The sequence below is a fragment of the Arthrobacter sp. P1_B3 genome (assembly GCF_056406615.1).
The window spans coordinates 44,039-59,227 of record NZ_JBFTZV010000006.1 but is presented as its reverse complement, the minus strand read 5'-3'; the positions used below and the strand labels follow the sequence as shown (position 1 = coordinate 59,227).

General features: G+C 67.1%; 14 protein-coding genes. 6 read left to right on the top strand and 8 right to left on the bottom strand.

The window, feature by feature from the left end; translation table 11 throughout:
• Positions 1-2: 2 nt before the first annotated feature.
• Positions 3-1,070, bottom strand: a complete 1,068-nt coding sequence (locus tag AC1D2F_RS09240; protein WP_364748517.1) for a succinylglutamate desuccinylase/aspartoacylase domain-containing protein — start codon at positions 1,068-1,070, stop codon at positions 3-5.
• A 112-nt stretch (positions 1,071-1,182) separates the two neighbouring features.
• Between AC1D2F_RS09240 and AC1D2F_RS09235 the strand changes: the two genes are divergently transcribed.
• Complete coding sequence (locus AC1D2F_RS09235; protein ID WP_476966581.1) at positions 1,183-1,809, top strand: GntR family transcriptional regulator; 627 nt, start codon at positions 1,183-1,185, stop codon at positions 1,807-1,809.
• A 77-nt stretch (positions 1,810-1,886) separates the two neighbouring features.
• Here AC1D2F_RS09235 and AC1D2F_RS09230 read toward each other — a convergent pair whose 3' ends face one another.
• Positions 1,887-2,669 (bottom strand): VOC family protein, encoded by a 783-nt coding sequence (locus AC1D2F_RS09230; RefSeq protein WP_476966580.1) that lies wholly within the window; start codon positions 2,667-2,669, stop codon positions 1,887-1,889.
• A 245-nt stretch (positions 2,670-2,914) separates the two neighbouring features.
• On the bottom strand, positions 2,915-3,148 hold the full coding sequence (locus AC1D2F_RS09225) for a DUF3073 domain-containing protein (protein WP_018774150.1): 234 nt from the start codon (positions 3,146-3,148) through the stop codon (positions 2,915-2,917).
• A gap of 217 nt (positions 3,149-3,365) precedes the next feature.
• On the opposite strand from AC1D2F_RS09225, the gene AC1D2F_RS09220 reads away from it, so the two are divergent.
• Positions 3,366-4,193, top strand: a complete 828-nt coding sequence (locus AC1D2F_RS09220) for a septum formation family protein (RefSeq protein ID WP_476966579.1) — start codon at positions 3,366-3,368, stop codon at positions 4,191-4,193.
• Positions 4,194-4,333: 140 nt separating this feature from the next.
• On the opposite strand, the gene clpB is transcribed toward AC1D2F_RS09220, so the two are convergent.
• Positions 4,334-6,991, bottom strand: a complete 2,658-nt coding sequence (gene clpB / locus AC1D2F_RS09215; protein ID WP_229994103.1) for an ATP-dependent chaperone ClpB — start codon at positions 6,989-6,991, stop codon at positions 4,334-4,336.
• Between the two features lie 818 nt (positions 6,992-7,809).
• Here clpB and AC1D2F_RS09210 point away from each other — a divergent pair.
• The 3 genes from AC1D2F_RS09210 (at position 7,810) to AC1D2F_RS09200 (ending at position 10,840) form a co-directional block, all read left to right on the top strand.
• Positions 7,810-8,301: a carboxymuconolactone decarboxylase family protein gene (locus tag AC1D2F_RS09210; RefSeq protein WP_229994102.1), complete on the top strand. Its 492-nt coding sequence runs from the start codon at positions 7,810-7,812 to the stop codon at positions 8,299-8,301.
• A 239-nt stretch (positions 8,302-8,540) separates the two neighbouring features.
• Positions 8,541-9,878, top strand: a complete 1,338-nt coding sequence (locus tag AC1D2F_RS09205) for an FAD-binding oxidoreductase (RefSeq protein WP_229994101.1) — start codon at positions 8,541-8,543, stop codon at positions 9,876-9,878.
• Between the two features lie 92 nt (positions 9,879-9,970).
• A complete protein-coding gene (locus AC1D2F_RS09200; RefSeq protein WP_229994100.1) occupies positions 9,971-10,840 on the top strand; it encodes a DUF4031 domain-containing protein in 870 nt (289 codons plus the stop codon).
• 58 nt (positions 10,841-10,898) lie between these two features.
• Here the strand turns inward: AC1D2F_RS09200 and AC1D2F_RS09195 are convergent, their stop codons facing one another.
• From AC1D2F_RS09195 to AC1D2F_RS09185, 3 genes are all read right to left on the bottom strand, one after another.
• Complete coding sequence (locus tag AC1D2F_RS09195) at positions 10,899-11,372, bottom strand: SRPBCC family protein (RefSeq protein WP_364748535.1); 474 nt, start codon at positions 11,370-11,372, stop codon at positions 10,899-10,901.
• A gap of 69 nt (positions 11,373-11,441) precedes the next feature.
• The gene (locus tag AC1D2F_RS09190) at positions 11,442-11,855 is read right to left on the bottom strand and encodes a YccF domain-containing protein (RefSeq protein WP_229994098.1); all 414 of its coding nucleotides are present in this window, start codon (positions 11,853-11,855) and stop codon (positions 11,442-11,444) included.
• 143 nt (positions 11,856-11,998) lie between these two features.
• Positions 11,999-12,550 (bottom strand): YceI family protein, encoded by a 552-nt coding sequence (locus AC1D2F_RS09185; protein WP_229994097.1) that lies wholly within the window; start codon positions 12,548-12,550, stop codon positions 11,999-12,001.
• Between the two features lie 323 nt (positions 12,551-12,873).
• On the opposite strand from AC1D2F_RS09185, the gene AC1D2F_RS09180 reads away from it, so the two are divergent.
• Entirely contained in the window at positions 12,874-13,995 is a 1,122-nt protein-coding gene (locus tag AC1D2F_RS09180; protein ID WP_476966578.1) for a metallophosphoesterase, read from the top strand.
• Positions 13,996-14,053: 58 nt separating this feature from the next.
• Here AC1D2F_RS09180 and AC1D2F_RS09175 read toward each other — a convergent pair whose 3' ends face one another.
• Positions 14,054-14,779 (bottom strand): glycoside hydrolase family 16 protein, encoded by a 726-nt coding sequence (locus tag AC1D2F_RS09175; protein WP_229994095.1) that lies wholly within the window; start codon positions 14,777-14,779, stop codon positions 14,054-14,056.
• Between the last annotated feature and the right edge of the window lie 410 nt (positions 14,780-15,189).

Sequence of the window (15,189 nt, the reverse complement as noted above, 5' to 3'; positions counted from 1 at the left end):
AATTACGATGTGACATAGTTGCCTTCCGGGTGGGTGGTTCCGTGGTCAACGGCGATGTTGACCAGCGTGGTGCCGACGTTGACGGGGGCCGGATGCCGAACGATGGCAACCACCCCGTCTATGGGTGCGAAGAATTCCTTGGCCGGGCGGTCGAGTTCCTCCACTGAATGAACCCTGGCCACGCGGTCCCCCGCCGCGACTCGTTGCCCCAGTTCAACGGTGGGTTCGAAGAGCCCGGCCATGGTGGAGTTCACCGGGGACTGCGGCGTGAGCTCCACCCACTGGACCGTGGATTGGAGCGGGGATTGGGCCGGTGGCCGTTCCGGGGATCGTTCCGCGGGCGGATCGCCCGGGAGAAGTCCCCAGTGGCCCAGGAGCGACCGGAGTCCCGTCCGTGCGCGCTCCAGGATCTGCAGCGAAACCGTCCCCCTGCCGCCCAGTTCGGTGGAGATCATGGGGACGCCGGCCCGGTCGGCGGCGCCGCTGATGGAACCGGATTTGAGCATGGGCTGCACCACGACGGAATACGGCACGTTGAATGCAGCCACGGCTGCGGTCTTTTGTGCCCAAAGTTCCGGCGTGGGTCCGTGGTAGACGAAGGCCGAGGGCACGTATTCCGAGGCGATTCCGCCGGAATGGATGTCCATGACGAAATCCGCCAGCGGGATGAGGTCCTCGGCCACGATGGAAGCTATCTGCTGTGCCGGACCCCCGGCGGCGTTGCCCGGAAGGGACCTGTTGAGGTTCACCCCGTCCACGCTGGCAACGCGGCGTCCTTCCCGGACGGCGGCGATATTCAACGCGGGCAGGACAATCAGGCGACCGCTGACTTCCGCCGGGTCCATGCACCGAATGAGCTCCTGAAGCAGGATCTGCCCCTCGTACTCGTCGCCGTGGGTGCCGGCGATCAGAAGGACCGTTGGCCCGGCCCCGCCGCTCAGGACGGCGATGGGGGACGGGATGACGGCGGCGTCGTGGGCGTTGTCTGAATGTTCGATCTCCAGATAGCCGAGCTGCCTGCCTGTGGCAAGGAAATCGACACCGGGGATTCGGGGAATGTGCAGGGGCATGGGCTGACTTTCAGCTAGGCTGGGAAGGATTGGATTCACTGTATACAGTGAATACTGTGATGTAAAGCACGTAGACTTGATGAATTCGTGGGATCAGAAGGGGTTGAGGCGAATGGCTGCGCAAGTTGCCAAGAAGATGCGGCCGCTGAGCGAGCAGGTCTACGACCGGATCAGCGATGAGATCGTCAACGGCGTGGTTGAGCCGGGCGCTCCACTGGTCCAGGAGCAGCTGGCGGACGAATACGGGGTTTCCCGCACCCCGATCCGCGACGCGCTGAACCGGCTGGTGCACGAAGGCCTGGCGACGCTGGTACCCGGAGCCGGATACTTCGCGACGACGCTCACGCCGTCAAACGTTGCCGAGGTCTATGAAGTCCGCAAGGCACTGGAGATCATGGCCATCCGGCAGTGCGGCGCCAAGTACACGCCCCTGGAGCTGGCCCGGCTGGAGCTGCTGATCGCCGAGGGATCCGCCAGCGCCGACGCGGAGGCGCTGTTCATCGCAACCCGGGGCTTTCATTTGAGCCTGGCCGCACCGTGCCCGAATAGATTCCTTCTGACCACTCTCGAATCCGTCTGGGACAACCCCGTCCAGCGCCTGATCAGCCGGTCCTATCCGCTGGATGATGCCAAGCTGGCCCGCGTTGCGGATTCGCACAGGAAAATTCTGGCCGCCGCGCGGGCCGGCGACCCGGAAGCCCTGATTCCGCTGCTGGACCTCTGTCACGAAAAGGACTGAGGACCTAAACCTCATCGAGTGCTCCAAAACGGCCCCTTAGCAGCGCCAAAAGGGCGGTTTTGGAGCAATCGATCTGTTTAGACCTCCAGCAGGCTGAAGACGCCGCCCTGCGGGTCCTTGAGTGTGGCGATGGTGCCGGCTTCCTCGACCTCGTCCGGTTCGATCAGCACGACGCCGCCCGCGGACACCGCGGCCTGCACCGCCGCCGCGACGTCGGAGACGCCGAAATAGACCTGCCACCCCGGCACGAGGGTGTCCTGCGCATCGCCCGGAACCCGGGCGATGCCGGCCACTTCGGCGCCGCCCACCATGAGCGTAGTGTAGGTGCCGCCGTCGTCCTGGGGGTATTCGGTCACCTCGTGCCCGAAAAGCTGCTGGAAGAAGCCGACGGCGGCCTGCGGCTCGGGTGTGAGCAGCTCGGCCCAGGCCAAGGTGCCCGCCTCCTGGCTCCGGCCGGCCCCGAAGTGGCTGCCCGCCTGCCAGGCCCCCGTGGTGCCGCCGCCGGGCGGGGCGAAGAAGACCATGACGCCGGTGTCACCGATCGCCTCGGGGCCGAATTCAAGCTGCCCGGGGGAATGGGCCAGTTCCCCGGCCAGGTCCCGGGCGTCGTCGACCGCGAAATATACGTTCCACCGGCCCGGCCTGCCGGCGGCTTCCTGCTCGGGGGTCTGCGGCGCGAGCACGGTAACCAAGGCGTCGCCGAGGAAGGCTTTCGCGTAGCTGCGCCCGTCCGGGGTGGGCAGATCCTCGTACCGCCAGCCGAAAACCTCCGCGTAGAAGGCCTTCGCCGCCTCCACATCGCTGGTCTGGAGGTCCGTCCAGCAGAGCTCGCCCTCAGCGAATTCTGTGCGCATGGTCATGGCAGTCCTTCCGGGCATCGGGGTCGCGTCCGGGAAAATCCGGCACCAACAACCTAGCCCGAGGCCCCGTCTGTGACAACTGCGCCGGCGAAACCATGGCGAAACGACGCGGGCAGACGCTACGGGCACAAGAGAAGCCGCCGGCCACACCTGAAACAGGTGTGGCCGGCGGCCTGAAAATCTTTGGCTGGCACCGCAGTGCCGGAAGGATCCCCCCGGGGAGAACTGCCGGAAGGAAGCGTCGACTAACCTATGCGACGGGAATCTACCTCGTCGTCGTCGTCTTCCACATCGTCCGCGTACTTATCCACATACGCTGAATAATCCGGTTCGACCGGGTCATCCGCGAAGTGGCTCGTGGCACGACTTCCCGGGCCCGTGAGCTCGCGCTGAAGGGCCGAATAGTCAGTGTTCGGGGAGTAGTACTTGATGTCCCGAGCCTGCTTGGTAGCTTTTGCCTTTTGACGGCCGCGCCCCATGGCGTGACCCCCTTTTGTACTTGGACCGGAGGTGGTCACCTTTGGCGATCGGTGAGGCCCCGGAATGTTTGGTCAATTTGTCGTACACCTAGATTACATGCTTTCGGCGTCAACTGCTCGCCGGCGTGCGCCTTGTGGACAGTGTGGCGCGTCCCGGAACGGCGGCCGCGCCCACCGGCACATGCGCCGTGCCGCGCATCTTCGATAGAGTTTCGTGATGTGCGCCCAGAAAAGGGCCGCGACGCCGGACTTCCAGCTCCGGCAAAGACGCACGGAAGTGGTGAATTTCTCAGTGACTGAAGAGAATCCAAGATACGACGCCGGGTCCATCCCGCCGCCGCCTTCGAGGCCGCCGACGTCCACCCTGCCCGTCATTACCGCCGACCCCGCACGGGCCACGAATCGCTCGGCGGCACCTGCTGCGGCGAAGCCCACGGGCCTCACCTACGCCGGCATCGTGAGCGTGCTCTCCCGGCGAGCGCGTCCCCTGGCGCGCCGGATCCGCCTGCAAGGGCCCATGCGGCTCGGCGTGGCCGCGGCCGTACTCGTCGCGCTTGGGCTTTTGGTCTGGTGGGCGGTGGCCGCATTTGCAGGCAACGGCCAGCCCTCCCCGGAAAGCGGCAGCCCGGCCCCGGCAGCTTCGTCGGCGTCGGCCCCGGCCCCGGCCCCGGCCCCGGCCAGCCGCGGTGCCTTGCCGCTGGAAGGCGTCAGCCCCATGGATTTCCAGTTGCGGGATTGCTTCAAGGACTTCGATCCGGATGCGCAACAGTCCACCGTCGTGGACTGCGCCACAGGTCACTCGGCGCAGCTGGTCGCCGTGGAGAAGTACGGGGCAGATGAGTCCTACCCCGGCCGGGAACAGCTCAAGCAGAAAGCGCGCAATGCCTGCAAGGAAGCACCGCTGACGGACAAGGCGGGAGATTACGACCTGAGCTACAAGCTGGCCTACCCGAGCTCGCGCAGCTGGGACAAGGGCGACCGCCGGGTCGACTGCTACGCCGTGACGGACACCGGAAACGTCATCATGGAGTCCCTGCTGCCCTAACCTTGCCCGGCTTTACTGCACTGGATTAGCGCATGGCCGTAGCCCGCCGGCATGGCGCACGGCTTTAGACCAGTTAGCCCGCCGGCAGCCGGGACGGGCCCGGCTGCCGGCGGCACTTAGCGCGCTCTAGCCGCCGGCGCCTATTCCTTGCGCCGGACCGAGAGCCCGGTGCCGGTGGCCGCGCCGCCGTCGGGCAGACCACTGCCCTCCAGCCCGCCCATGGTGAGTTCCATCAGGTCCGGCGCGGTGTCCACCAGGACGGTGTCGCCGTCGGTGATTTCGCCGGCCAGGATGGCCTTTGCCAGCCGGTCGCCGATCTCGCGCTGCACCAAGCGGCGCAGCGGCCGGGCGCCGTACGCGGGATCGAAGCCGGACACGGCCAGCCAGGCGCGGGCGCCCTCGGTCACTTCGAGGTTCAGCCGGCGGCCCTTGAGCCGCTCGCCGAGCTCCTTGACCTGCAGTTCCACGATCTGGGACAGTTCCTCCACGGTCAGGGGATCGAACAGCACCACCTCATCGAGCCGGTTCAGGAATTCCGGTTTGAAGGAGGCGTTCACCATGGCCATGACGGCGTTCTTCTTGGCCGCGGCGTCGAGGCCGGGGTCCACCAGGAACTGGCTGCCCAGGTTCGAGGTGAGCACCAGGATCACGTTGCGGAAGTCGACGGTGCGGCCCTGACCGTCGGTGAGCCGTCCATCGTCGAGCACCTGAAGGAGGATGTCGAAGACCTCCGGGTGCGCCTTTTCCACCTCATCCAGCAGCAGGACCGAGTACGGGCGCCGCCGCACGGCCTCGGTGAGCTGGCCGCCCTCCTCGTAGCCGACGTACCCGGGGGGCGCCCCGACGAGCCGGGCCACGGAGTGCTTCTCCGAATATTCGGACATGTCGATCCGCACCATTGCGCGCTCGTCGTCGAAGAGGAAGTCCGCGAGGGACTTGGCGAGCTCGGTCTTGCCGACGCCGGTGGGGCCGAGGAACAGGAACGAGCCGGTGGGCCGGTTGGGGTCGCTGATCCCGGCGCGGGCGCGGCGTACGGCGTCGGAGACCGCGGCGACGGCCTTCTGCTGGCCGATCAGCCGCTCACCCAGGACGTGCTCCATGTTCAGCAGCTTCTGGCTCTCGCCCTGCAGCATGCGCCCCGCGGGGATGCCGGTCCAGGCCGAAATAACCTCCGCGATGTCATCGGCGGTGACCTCATCGGCCACCATCTGCCTCGATTTATCGGGCACGGCCGCCTCGGCCTCGGCGGCGGCGTTCAGTTCCCGCTCCAGGGACGGGATCTCGCCGTAGAGGATTCTGGACGCCGTCTCCAGGTCCCCCTCGCGCTGGGCTTTGTCGGCGGCGGAGCGGAACTCGTCGAGCTTGGCCCGCAGGTCGCCCACCCGGTTCAGGCCCGCTTTCTCGGCCTCCCAGCGGGCGTTCAGGCCCGCGAGCTCCTCCTTCTTGTCCGCCATGTCCGCGCGCAGGGCCGCAAGGCGTTCCACCGAGGCGGGGTCGGTCTCGCCGGCAAGGGCCAGTTCCTCCATGGTCAGGCGGTCCACCTGTCGGCGCAGCTGGTCGATCTCCTCCGGGGCGGAATCGATTTCCATGCGCAGCCGGGACGCGGCCTCGTCCACGAGGTCGATGGCCTTATCCGGCAGCTGCCGGCCGGAGATGTACCGGTTGGAGAGGGTCGCGGCCGCCACGAGGGCGGAGTCGGAGATGGACACCTTGTGGTGGGCCTCGTAGCGTTCCTTGAGGCCACGCAGAATGCCGATGGTGTCCTCAACGCTGGGCTCGCCCACGTAGACCTGCTGGAACCGGCGCTCCAGGGCGGGGTCCTTTTCGATGTTCTCGCGGTACTCGTCCAGCGTGGTCGCCCCGATCAGCCGCAGCTCGCCGCGGGCCAGCATGGGTTTGAGCATGTTGCCGGCGTCCATGGAGCTGTCCCCCGTGGCTCCGGCGCCCACCACCGTGTGGAGTTCGTCGATGAACGTGACGATCTGCCCCTCGGAGCCCTTGATTTCCTCCAGGACAGCCTTGAGCCGCTCCTCGAATTCGCCGCGGTACTTCGCCCCGGCCACCATCGAGGCGAGGTCCAGCGCGATCAGGGTCTTGCCGCGCAGGCTTTCGGGCACGTCGCCTTCCACGATCCGCTGGGCGAGGCCCTCGACGACGGCGGTCTTGCCGACGCCGGGCTCGCCGATAATAACGGGGTTGTTCTTGGTGCGGCGGCTCAGGACCTGGATGATGCGCCGGATCTCGGCATCGCGGCCAATCACCGGGTCCAGCTTGCCCGAGCGGGCCACCGCCGTGAGGTCCGTGCCGTACTTCTCCAGCGCCTGGAACGCGTTCTCCGGGTCCGCGTTGTCCACTTTGCGGTCGCCACGGACGCCCGGCAGGGCGGCCAGCAGCGCCTCATGGGAGGCGCCGGCCTCGCGCAGGAGCTTCCCGACGCCGTCGCTCCCGGCAGCAAGGCCCAGCAGCAAATGTTCGGTGGAGACGAAAGTGTCCCCGAGGCGCTCGGCCTCGTTCTGGGCATTCTTGATCGTCTGCAGCCCGGCCCGGGACAACTGCGCCTGCTGCACGCTGCTCCCGGACGACGACGGAAGCGCCTTGATGGCGGTGCTCGCCTGGACGCTGACGGCGTCCGGATCTGCGCCGGTGGCCCGGAGCAGTGCGACGGCGACGCCCTCCCGCTGGTCCATGAGCGCTTTGAGCAGGTGGGCGGGCTCGAGCTGCGGATTACCCGCGGTCGAGGCGTTCATGGCGGCGGCAGCGAGAGCCTCCTGGCTCTTGGTGGTGAATTTGGCGTCCAAAGAGGGCTCCTTCCGGAATGGTCCTGTGTCAAAGTTGAGTCTACATCGCTCAACTTTGCCATGAGGGACGCTGGCTCCATGTTTGCCGAGAGCGAAACGCCTGTCTAGGGGCCGAATGCCCGCGGGCCGGGGCGGTCCGCGGGCATCCCTCCTCGGCCCGCTCCGGCCCGGAAGGCCCCGGCCCGGAAGGGACATGCCCTCCTGTCGGCCCAAGGACTGGACATAGTCCCAATATGTCCACAGCCCGGGTCCAGGGCTGGGCATGTCCCCTCGACCTGGTCTCGAACGATGGGCATGTCCCCTCGACCTGGTCGCGAACGATGGGCGTGTCCCCTCGACCTGGGCGCGACCACTGGACATGCCCTCTGCTGGCACACACAGCAGGACATGCCCCCCGCCGCCAGAAGCGACCGCCGGACATGCCCTCCGTTGGCACGCACCGGTGGGCATACTCCCCATATGCCCACTCTTAGGCCCGACGACTGGACATGTCCCACGCTGCTGGATGTGGCCACGGGACATGCCCTCTGCTGGCACGCACAGCTGGACATGTCCCCAGTTAGATCTGGCGGAGTTCAGAGGGGCGAGGCTCAGCCCGGCGGAGTTCAGCGAGGCTCGGCTCGGCCTGGCGCGGCTCAGCGGGGCGCAGCCTGGCCGCCGTGACAAGGCCAGGTCGGAACGGGCGGTCCGGTGGCTGGGTCCCCCAAGGAGCCGGCCACCGAACCAAACACCCCCACCCCCAAAGCTTGTCACATGTTTGACAGGATTGTCACACGCCGCTCCCGGCCGTACCCAAGCTCATCGGTATTGTGGAATCCATGAATGAGACGGCGGCACCGCAGAATCCCGATCAGCGGAGTGTATTCCTCGACAAAGCGCACCCTGCTGCCTGGCGCGCACTCAACGGGCTGGGCTTGAAAGTCAAGGAAGCCGCCGGGGAAGCCGGGCTGGACGGGACGCTGATCGAGTTGCTCAATGTCCGCATTTCGCAGATCAACGGCTGCGCCTACTGCCTTGACATGCACGTGGGCGATGCCATCAAGAACGGTGAGTCGGCCCAGCGCCTGGCCGTGCTCTCCGCATGGCGCGACACCACTCTTTTCTCCGAAAAGGAACGCGCAGCCCTGACGCTGGCCGAGGCCATCACCACCATCTCTGACGCCCAAACCCGCGACCACGAAGGCGCACAGGCCCGACGGCACCTGACGGCCGAAGAGTTTTCCGCCGTCAGTTGGCTGGCGATCACGATGAACGCGTTCAACCGCGTCTCGATTGTCAGCCAGCACCCGGTCCGCGCCGCCCGCGACTGACCCGCCCGCGACTGACCCGGTCCGCGCCGCCGTTTCGAACCCGCCAGCAGGCTGACCCGCCCGCGGCTAACCGCCAGAACACCCCTGCAGGACGCCCGGTCGGCGCGCATCCGAGCGTCCGAGATGCCATGGTCATCAACGAGGTGCGGCTGGCCAAACAACTGGCGGTAGCCACAGCTGGCGCACGGTCGTAAGCTCGGAAAGTGGGGCGGAGCCGCGGTCACCGAGGGAGCACTGCCATGAGGTGGGTCAGGCCGGGTCACCCGGAATACGACGAAACACGACGACTCTTCAACGCCATGATCGACCGTCATCCGGCCGTCATTGCCCCATGTGCCGACGCGGAAGGGGTGGCCGACGCGTTGGCGTATGCGCGGACGCACGGCCTCGATGTCGCCGTCCGCGCCGGCGGCCATTCCGTGGCCGGCGTGTCGATGAACGACGGCGGCCTTGTGATCGATGTTCGTCCGATGAAATCCGCCCGGGTGGACCCGGAGGCCCGCACTGCCACGGTGGGTGCAGGGCTCACCTGCGGCGAGTTTGACCGCGCCACTCAGGAATATGGCCTGGCACTCACCGGCGGGCGGGTCTCCACGACAGGTCTCGCCGGTTTCACGCTTGGGGGCGGGTCAGGCTGGCTCGAGCGTGCCTTCGGCTTCGCGTGCGACGACCTCGTCTCCGTGGATCTGGTCACGGCCGCCGGTGAGCACGTGACGGCCAGCGCCCGGGAGAATCCCGAGTTGTTCTGGGCCCTGCACGGAGGCGGTGGGAACTTCGGCGTCGCCACGTCGTTCACCTTCGGCCTGCACCAGCTCGGGCCAAAAGTACATGCCGGAGTGCTGATGTGGCCGGGGGACGCGGCGCCGGAACTCAGCCGGGGCTACCGGGACTTGGCCGTCGCGGCCCCCAACGAAGAGTCCGCCACCCTCATCTACGGGATTGCGCCGGCGGAACCCTTCGTGCCCCCGAACATGGTGGGCAAGATGGCGGTGTATGTCGTGTATGTCTTCGCCGGGGACGCCGAGGAAGGCAAAGAACATGCCAAGGCCTACCGGGAGCTTGGCCCTGTTGTGGACCTGGTGGAGGATACTGGCTACGCAGATTTCCAGTGCTCCCTCGACGACCCGCCGGGCAAGTACAACTACTGGAGCGCTGACTATCACGACGAACTCTCCGACGACGCCTTGGATGTCATCATCGAATCGGCGCGGAACCTCCCCGGGCCAAGTTCCCAGCAACTGATAGCCCATTGGGGCGGGGCGGTGAGCGGGCCTGCAGCATCGGCGACGCCGCTCCTGAACCGGAGTGCCAGCTGGGTGAGCCACCCGTTCGGCCTGGGCGACACCCCGCAGGGCGGGCAGGAAGCGAAGGCATGGGTCAAACGCTTCCGGCGGGACATATCCCCCTACGCCACCGGAGGCGTCTGGCTGAACTTCATCGGCGACGAAGGACAAGCCCGGATCCGCGCGGCCTACGGCGACGAAAACTACAACCGGCTGGCAGAAGTAAAACGCGAGTTTGACCCCGGGAACGTTTTCCGCGGCAACCAGAACATTCGCCCCGCCGTCGCGGTGTGACCCCGGCCCGCGCCCGTCCGACGCCGGCCGGGGCACGTCCCCGCCCGCGCCGGCGCCGAGTTCGTGCCCGCGGACGGGGCTAGAATGCCACCATGGCCGTCTACGTCGATCCGCCCCTCTGGCCTGCCCACGGAACCCACTTTTCCCACCTCGTTTCGGACACCTCGCTCGAGGAGCTGCACACGTTCGCCGCGGCCGCCGGCATCTCCGGGCGCGCGTTCGACGGCGACCACTACGACGTCGCCGAGGACCGGTACAAGGACCTGGTCTCAGCCGGTGCCATTCCAGTGGAGGGCCGGGTCCTGGTCCGCAAACTGATCGACAGCGGGCTGCGGATCCCGGCCCGCCGGCGCGGCAAGGCCCTCCGGGTCCCGCTCCTGAACCGCTGGAATCAGGCGCTGCCGGGCCACGACGCCCTATTCCTGGACCTGTTGGACCGCTGGGGCGAGGAGCACCGGAAGTACCACGGCCGCACCCATCTGCTGGCGGTGCTGGAGGCCTTGGACCTGCTGTGCGATCCGGCCGATCCGCCCCGGACCGTGGTGCTGGCCGCCTGGTTCCACGACGCCGTCTACCGCGGCGTGGCGGGACAGGACGAGGAAGAATCGGCGCGGCTGGCCGAAGACCGGCTCCGGCATGCCGGTCTCCCGGCCGCCGAGGTGGACGAAGTGGTGCGCCTGGTGCTGATGACGGCAGACCACCGTCCGGAGCCCGGGGACGACGGCGGCGCCTTGCTCAGCGACGCCGATCTCTCCGTCCTCGGCGGGGAACCGGAGGCCTACGCCCGGTACCTCGCCGCCGTTCGGGAAGACTTCGCGCATATCGGCGACGCCGACTTCGCCGCCGGCCGCGCCGCCGTCGTCCGCCGGTTGCTGCAGCTTGATCCGCTCTTCCACACTGACCGCGCCCGCGGTCTGTGGCTGGAGCCAGCCCGCCGTAACCTGCAGGGCGAGCTCGCTTGACGGTGTCACCGGCGGGCCACCGGCAGGCACCCGGCAGCCCAACCGCAGCCGGTGAGGCTCAGGCGGCAACGCTGAGGTGATTCGCCAGCCGGTCGAACGACTCGCGCCACCCTTCGCCGTGGCGGTCGCGGCTGGCCGCGGAGTCAAACGGACCCTGGGTGAATGTCATCTGCGTGCCGCCGTCGATCTCCTCCAACCGGATGGTCACCTCGGTCTCGAAGCCGCGGGTGCCGTCCGGCCTGTCCCAGGCATGGGTGAACACGAACAGGTGCGGCGGCTCAACATCCGTATGCACCCCGCTCCACCAGAATTGCTGCCCGGTACTGTCCTGGATCATGCAGGCGCGGTACAGGCCGCCGACTTCGAGGTCCGCGTCGACGCTCTCACGCGGGACATGGAAGCCGCGCGGACCCCACCACTGCGGAGCCTGGTCCGGGTCCGTCAACGCGGACCACACGCCCCGGATCGGGGCCCTGAACTCGCGGACAATGACAAGCATGAGGTCCGTGTCCCCGGACGCCGGTTCGCTCATGGTCTTCTCCCTCGGATTGCTTGGACTGACAGGGGAAGTGCCCCTCGGCCCCCTGGCTGCGCTGCCGCCCTAGCGTCGGCTGGGGCTGTAGGCGACCACATAGCGCGAATTGCTCGGAACGATCTGTTTGCCGAGCGGCATCAGCGAGACAGGGATGAGCTTGAGGTTCGCGATCGCCAGCGGGATGCCGACAATCGTGATGGCCATGGCGAAGGCCGTGACGACGTGCGCGATCGCGATCCAGATGCCTGCCACCAACAGCCAGATGACGTTTCCCAGCAGGGCAAACACGCCGTTTCCGCCCGGCTTGTCCACCACCATGCGGCCGAAGGGCCACAGGGCATAGGACGCGATGCGGAACGAGGCGACCCCCCACGGAATGGTGACCACCAGCACGCAGCAGACGACGCCCGCCAGGAAATATCCAAGGGCCAGCCACAAGCCGCCAAAGAACAGCCAGATGATGTTCAGGAGTGTCTTCATGGATTCATTCTCGCCCGTAGGAGTGACATTCGGATTAGTGGTTCACCCGGAAAAATCCCTGACTTTCGCGCCCGGCCCGTGTCCGGCACCTGGCAACCGGCTTCCATCTCCCGGCTCCTGGTTGCGCCCGGCCTCTTTGGCGCTTACGTCTCGGCCTGCTTGACCATGGCGGCCTCAACGTTGATCTTGACCTTGTCGCTGACCAGCAGCCCGCCCGCTTCGAGGGCGGCATTCCAGGTCAGGCCGAATTCCTTCCGGCTGATGTCCGCCTCAGCACTGAATCCGGCCCGGGTGGCGCCGAAGGGGTCCACCGCCACGCCGGTGTACTCGACTTCGAGTTCCACGAGCTTGGTAACACCGCGGATGGTGAGCTCGCCGGTCAGCACGTAGTCATCCCCGTCGCCCCGGATCCCTGTGGCCCGAAACGTCATGTCGGGGTACGTCTCGACATCGAAGAAGTCGGGGCCGCGGACGTGGCCATCACGGTTGGCGTCCCCCGAATCGAAACTGGCGGTCTTGACTGTGGCGTGCAGGCTGGCGTCCGCCAGCGACTCGCGCACCCGCGCCTCGGCGGAGGCCTCGTTGAACCGGCCGCGGACCTTGCTGATGCCCGCATGGCGGACGCTGAAGCCGATTTCGCTGTGGGACATGTCCAGCGTCCACACACCGGGGGTCAAACCTTCGGGCAGAGTCACAACGGTCTCCTTCGAGCGGTGGCGGGGTCTGTCCCGCCGGGGGTGATGGGAGGGGTTTCCCCACTTTGCATGCTAACGAGGAAGCCCGCCCCGGGCTAGGGTCCGACCGGCCTTAGATGCGGGACACGCGACTCGCGACACGCCAGCGGGCACGCTGCCTTGGGACTTCCGGATTTCCGACGGCGGATTCCGCTTTCCGGGACCGACGCGTTCTCTGGCCTTCGCTCCGCGGCCGGGTTACTCTGGCCTATAAATGCCGGGCAATCACCGAATTTCGCAGAACTATTCGCACAGTCCTGATCAACCAAGTGATGTGAGGAATCGTGGCCGGGTCCCTGGGGAAACGTGGCAAGGCGGGCATCGGCGCTTGCTTGCTGAGCCTGGGCCTGCTGCTTTCGGCCTGCCTGCCCGGCCCGCCCGAACCCGCACCGCGCCCGAGCCCGGGCACGCCGTCGTCCGCACCGCCGTCGTCCGCACCGCCGTCGTCCGCACCGCCGCCGTCGTCGCCTGCCGCGCCACCAGCTGGCGAGCCCGTGCACTTCACCGCCCAGGGGGACATCGGCGTGGGCGCGGGCGCTAAAAAGGTGCTCGACGTCGTTGCCGGCCTCGATCCCCACCTGAACCTCGCCCTCGGTGACTTCACCTACAAAGCCGGGCTCGAACAGCAGTTCTGCGACATGGTCACTGACCGCCTCGGCAACGAATTCCCCTACCAGCTGGTGACCGGCAACCACGAGAGTGACGGCCATGACGGCGACATCGAGAAATTTGTCCAGTGCCTGCCCAACAAGCTGCCCGGCCTGCAGGGCGAATACGGCACCCAGTGGCGCGTCGATGTCCCCGAGCAGAATCCCGTTGTCCGCTTCATTCTTGTCTCCCCCGGCATCGAGTTCCGGGGCGGGGAGCCGCTGGACTACTCAAGGGGCAGCGAGCGCTGGCGCTGGACCGCGAACGCCATCGACGAGGCCAAATCGCAGAACATCCCCTGGACCGTGGTGGGCATGCATACCCCGTGCCTGAGCGTCGGCAACTATGACTGCCAGGCGGGGCAGGACTTCACCAACATGCTGATCGAAAAGGACGTGGATTTGGTCCTGTCCGGCCACGACCACGTCTATCAGCGGACGCATCAGCTGGCCACGGGCGGAAGCTGCGCGGAACTCGTTCCCGCCAGCTTCACCTCCGGATGCCTGGCCGATACCGATGGCACTATGGTCCAGGGCTCGGGGACCGTGTTCGCCACCGTTGGCGTTGGCGGCGTGGGACTCTACAACGTCAGATCCGATGACCCGGAAATGCGCTATTTCGCCAGCACATCCGGCAAGAACCGGGAACCGGCCTTTGGGACCCTGGACGTCAAGGCCACCGTGGATCAACTTGCCGCCCGGTTCGTTCCTGCGGACGGCTACACCTTCTCGGATTCCTTCACGCTCCGGCGCAAGTGATCCGCCACAAGCATTCGGCCACCGGTAATCTGCCGTGTAATCCGCCGGGGACTGAGTCTCAAGCCGGCACCCAGACGCTGATCCAGTCGAGCGAGACATGGCCTTGGGTTGCCGGGGCCGGGCAGCCGGTCAGGCAGGACTCGGTCTGCAGGATCAGGTGCATGGGCGATGTCGGCGCCTTGGTGCTGACGCCCAGAGAACGCCCGTCGAGGAAGAACTCGACCCGCCCGGGACTCCATTCCATCGTGGCTATATGCCACGATGTCACGGACTGGTCCGAATCGAATTTCTCGAAGGCGTCCGCGCCGTTCCGGTCATAGTGGACAGCGCCGTAAATGATTGCGGCCAGGTCCCCTTCGGGGAAGTCCACTTCGCCGTCCCGGGGCCAGACGCCGCTGTCCGGCCACAGCAGCCATGCCGTCTTGAATCCGGGCAGCGCATCAGCCCGGTAGCGGACCGAGTACCGGCCATGGAGGAGACTGTTGGCGCGCGGCGGGTTGGAGCTGGCGTTGGGGATTTTGGGCGTCGGCGCCGCCCCCATCGAGATCCCGTTCTCCGAGTGCAGGTACCAGTCCAGCGAGCCATTGCGGACACTAAGCACCTTGGACGGGTAGTAGCCGGAAGTTCCACCGCTGCGTTGTCCGGCAGTATCCGGCGTCCCGTCCTTGTACCCGGCGCTCCACCGTGCGTTGTAGAGCGGGCCGGGGAAGCGGCCCAGCGGGACGTCGCCGGCGGAGAAATCCTCGACAAAGACCTGCTTCCAGCCGGGCAGGTCACCTGTCATTGTCACATCCGTGGTCGGGACCGGAAGCTGTGCCGGGCCGGGTGCGGATTGGGGCGCGGGCGGACTTCCCGGCGACGGGGCGGGCCCAGTCACGGCACCACTTTCCGGAGCTCCCGTCGGCGCCCCCGGCGTGACGCCTGTGCCCGTGGAGCCAGTGTCCGTGGCGCCTGACGGTCCGGCCGGCGACGCCGAAATGGACGTGAAGAGCGGCCGCTCGCTCCGTGGAGCACCATCCGCGACGCAGGCCGCCAGGGCCAGGACTGGGCCCAGGACCATGGCGGGAACCGCCATGAACCGGAAGGTGAGGAGACGCCGGCGGCTTGCCGGTACGCGCCCCCTTATAACGCGCGTCCGCATCCGCCCAGTGTCGCATGGAGGTAACCCTCCATCAACAGAATTCCTACATTTTT

Bases quoted from the DNA above. Each gene is read 5' to 3' on its own strand.
- AC1D2F_RS09190 (WP_229994098.1), bottom strand. From the start codon at position 11,855: ATGAAGACACTCCTGAACATCATCTGGCTGTTCTTTGGCGGCTTGTGG.
- AC1D2F_RS09195 (WP_364748535.1), bottom strand. From the start codon at position 11,372: ATGAGCGAACCGGCGTCCGGGGACACGGACCTCATGCTTGTCATTGTC.
- AC1D2F_RS09230 (WP_476966580.1), bottom strand. From the start codon at position 2,669: ATGACCATGCGCACAGAATTCGCTGAGGGCGAGCTCTGCTGGACGGAC.
- AC1D2F_RS09240 (WP_364748517.1), bottom strand. From the start codon at position 1,070: ATGCCCCTGCACATTCCCCGAATCCCCGGTGTCGATTTCCTTGCCACA.
- AC1D2F_RS09200 (WP_229994100.1), top strand. From the start codon at position 9,971: ATGGCCGTCTACGTCGATCCGCCCCTCTGGCCTGCCCACGGAACCCAC.
- AC1D2F_RS09205 (WP_229994101.1), top strand. From the start codon at position 8,541: ATGAGGTGGGTCAGGCCGGGTCACCCGGAATACGACGAAACACGACGA.
- AC1D2F_RS09220 (WP_476966579.1), top strand. From the start codon at position 3,366: ATGTGCGCCCAGAAAAGGGCCGCGACGCCGGACTTCCAGCTCCGGCAA.
- AC1D2F_RS09175 (WP_229994095.1), bottom strand. From the start codon at position 14,779: ATGACAGGTGACCTGCCCGGCTGGAAGCAGGTCTTTGTCGAGGATTTC.
- AC1D2F_RS09235 (WP_476966581.1), top strand. From the start codon at position 1,183: ATGGCTGCGCAAGTTGCCAAGAAGATGCGGCCGCTGAGCGAGCAGGTC.
- AC1D2F_RS09210 (WP_229994102.1), top strand. From the start codon at position 7,810: ATGAATGAGACGGCGGCACCGCAGAATCCCGATCAGCGGAGTGTATTC.
- AC1D2F_RS09225 (WP_018774150.1), bottom strand. From the start codon at position 3,148: ATGGGGCGCGGCCGTCAAAAGGCAAAAGCTACCAAGCAGGCTCGGGAC.